This is a genomic window from Pseudomonas maioricensis (assembly GCF_022790535.1).
GTDB lineage: Bacteria > Pseudomonadota > Gammaproteobacteria > Pseudomonadales > Pseudomonadaceae > Aquipseudomonas > Aquipseudomonas maioricensis.
This window is the reverse complement of sequence record NZ_LOHG01000038.1, coordinates 1-3,418: the sequence shown is the minus strand read 5'-3', so window position 1 is coordinate 3,418 and position 3,418 is coordinate 1. Positions and strand designations below refer to the sequence as shown.

1 protein-coding gene and 2 pseudogenes are annotated in these 3,418 nt (G+C 53.5%); 2 read left to right on the top strand and 1 reads right to left on the bottom strand.

Features of this window, described 5'->3' with window-relative positions:
- Positions 1-176 (bottom strand): annotated as a pseudogene (locus AUC61_RS26325) (phospholipase D-like domain-containing protein); the annotation flags it as partial.
- Positions 177-413: 237 nt separating this feature from the next.
- On the opposite strand from AUC61_RS26325, the gene AUC61_RS26320 reads away from it, so the two are divergent.
- Complete coding sequence (locus tag AUC61_RS26320; protein ID WP_243249222.1) at positions 414-3,200, top strand: RHS repeat domain-containing protein; 2,787 nt, start codon at positions 414-416, stop codon at positions 3,198-3,200.
- A 49-nt stretch (positions 3,201-3,249) separates the two neighbouring features.
- Positions 3,250-3,396 (top strand): annotated as a pseudogene (locus tag AUC61_RS26505) (DUF6124 family protein); the annotation flags it as partial.
- Between the last annotated feature and the right edge of the window lie 22 nt (positions 3,397-3,418).

Below are 3,418 nucleotides of genomic sequence, written 5' to 3'. Positions count from 1 at the left end.
GCGCAAAGTTTTTTTCGAAGCTGGCGACCACGTAGCGGGTCAGGTCGACAGCGGGAGCCTCCAGATTGTAGCGCAGAGTCCAGTGATCGAAATTGCATGAACCAATGCTGACCCAGTCATCGATCAGCACCATTTTCAGGGGCCAAAAAAAACGGCTGGGATTCGACGATTCTTACCTAGGTGCAGCACTCTCAAACACGCGGGGAGTCAAGTCGTACTCGGCTATCGCCGTAATGGCCAAGCCGGTGTTAACCCGATTTTGGTTGTAAACAATGCGGGATCGCTCTGTGGGTTACTCGAACTGAAGCATTCCATCCATTGATTCCACAACTCGACATTTTCTGACATACGGCCAAGGCTGTGCGGTCTCCAGTCCTAAGCTTAACCAAGTGACTAACCAGAGATCTCATTCAGTGAACGCAGCTCTGCATGCCCATACCCCCACTATTGCGACGATCGATCCTCGCGGCTTGACGGTGCGCAGTCTTTCGTACTGCAGGGGTGAAGAACATCAGGACCCTGAACTACGCGTTACCCGCCATTCTTACGATCACGCCGGGCACCCTACTGCCAGCCAGGACCCACGTCTGCCAACGCCCAACCAAAACAGCGTCTACAGCCTTAACGGCCAAGTGCTATTGACCGACAGCGTCGATGCCGGTTGGCGGGTGACGCTGCCGGGCGAAGCGGAGCAGTTGCTTTCGGGTTGGGACGGTCGCGGCAGTCAGCGGCAGGTTGAATATGATGACCTGCTGCGGCCGGTATTGATCAGAGAGGCTACGGGGGATTCTGTTGGAGCGACCGGGGTGGCGCTCCAACAGGGTCCGGCTGTTGAACGTTTGACCTACGGTGGCCCGCAATCAGCCGAGCACAACCAGTGTAATCAACTCATCCGCCATGACGATACGGCGGGCACTGTCCACCACCCGGATTACAGTGTGCTTGGCGCGCCACTGAGTGAAGTTCGACACTTTTTACGCGAGCTTAACCTGCCCGATTGGCCGCTGCCGATAGCCGAACGAGATGCCTTGGTGGAAGCCAACGGTCTTGAATCAGGTTGGGCCTTCAATGCGCTGGGGGAAGTGATCGAACAAACCGACGCCATGGGCAACGCTCGGCAGTTCAAACACACAGTAGCGGGCCAACTGAAATCGGTTGCCCTTGGCGGGCAGGTGTTGCTCAGCGATATCAACTACAACGCGTTCGATCAGGTTGAGCAGCAAACAGCCGGTAATGGCGTGATCAGCCGCTCTCTCTATGACCCACAAACCGGGCGGCTAAGCGAACTCAGCGCAGCGCTGCCCGATGCACCGCCGGTTCAGCATTTTAAATACAGCTATGACCCGGTAGGCAATATCGAACAGATCGAAGATGCCGCCCAGCCGGTACATTTCTTCGCCAATCAACGTATCGACCCAATCAGCCGCTACCGCTACGACACGCTTTACCAACTGATCGAAGCCACCGGTCGAGAGGTTAAAACCGGCGCAAGCCATGGTCCCGCCCTGCCCGACTTGCATATCCTGCCGCCTGATCCCAACCAGATCGCCAATTACACGCAAAGCTATGAATACGACGCGGGCGGCAACCTGCTGAAAACGCATCACGTCGGTGACCAGCCCTTCACCCGCTTGATGCGCGTGGCACCGGGCTGCAATCGCAGCCTGCCCGCCGATGAAGTGGACGTAGATTTTGAAGACGGCTTCGACGCCAACGGCAATCTTCTACAACTGGTGCGTGGCCAGGATCTGAGTTGGGACGCCCGCAACCAGCTCCGGCACATCACCACTGTGCAACGCGATGATGGGCCGAGCGATGACGAGACCTATATCTACAACGGCGCAGCTCAGCGTTGTCGAAAAATCAGAAGTGCTCAGACGCGAAGCCGAACTCTCATCAATGAGGTGCGCTATTTACCGGGGCTGGAAATTCGCAGCAGTGCTGATGGCGAAGTTCTTCACGTCGTTATCGTGAATAACGTGAGAATGCTGCATTGGTTAGCGGGCAAACCGAACGATATCGCCAATGACCAACTACGCTACAGCCTCAATGATCATCTGGGTTCTACCACCTTGGAGCTGGATGATCAGGGCGGCCTGGTTAGCCAGGAAATATATTACCCGTTTGGCGGCACCGCGTGGTGGGCGGCGAGCGGTGCAGTTGAAGTTAAATACAAAACAGTACGCTATTCAGGTAAAGAACGTGACGCAAGCGGGCTTTATTATTATGGCTTCAGGTATTACGCGCCCTGGCTGCTGCGGTGGATTAATCCGGATCCGGCGGGAGCGATAAACGGATTAAATATCTTTTGCTTTACGGCTAACTCGCCCCTCCAAAACACTGACACGAATGGCCTGGACTACGAGGGGCTCCTTGATGAAACCGAAATCAATTTGATTCTCTTGGGCATACCACCATCGACAAGAGGGCTTGGTGAATTCTCCGTCCAACATAGGGACAACACATTGGCAGCGCTCAAGAAAACAACAGGATATCTAGAGAATGCATTAAAGATGATCCATCTATACCCAGAGGCCAGCAGTGAGACGATGCGTACCTACTTTGGTTATGAACACCCCTCTGTCAAAAAAAACGTCATCACTGCCTGGAACAGGACTCACCAGCTGTCCATGGAGTATCAATATCCCAAAGCAAGTGGCAAATTCGTAGGGTTTCTCCAAGCTCAGGGGGACCCCTCTGCGTTTGTCGTGACCTCTGATGTTCATGGCCGCATATTCATGAATACCCATACCCTGGACCACCCTTTTTTACCCTTAGTAATAGGCCATGAACTCTCCCACTTGGGAAGCGTCAAACACATTACAACCACAGGCCCACGAACCAGAGATTACTATTACCTGGAGTCGGAACATTTTAATACAATCACGAGCGGCTATAGAATATCTCAGGATGAAAACATTTTCCGCGCCGGCGCAAAACTTATAACAGGTGGCGGGCTTACGCCTGCAAACCTGCTCAATATCAAATACCCGGATAGATTCATAGACACGGTTAACTCCTTCCACAGCGCCCCACCTGCAAGCGATCTGCAAACAGCCACTTCAGTGTTCAATCGCAACCCACATATAATTGCATCCATGTCCTCCGAAAACGCAGATAGCCTGATACATGCCGCACATGATCTGCATGTAAAATACCGCAGCATAATTTCTAATCAACCAGGCCGGTCCAGACACTAATCCATTGACCTACCCATACAACCTGCTACCAGGAAGATTCTTTAGAATATCTGACCTGCTGCGTTGCATCGCACGATAGCTTACTGGGCTGGCGAAAATGAATGCCATCGGCACCAGCCGTGATCTGGCGTTCTCGGTTGTCCACATGGCAGAAATCGCCAAGGCCATGGTCGACCGCTCAATCGATTGCCGCTAACGGAATGAATGGACCTGTCCCG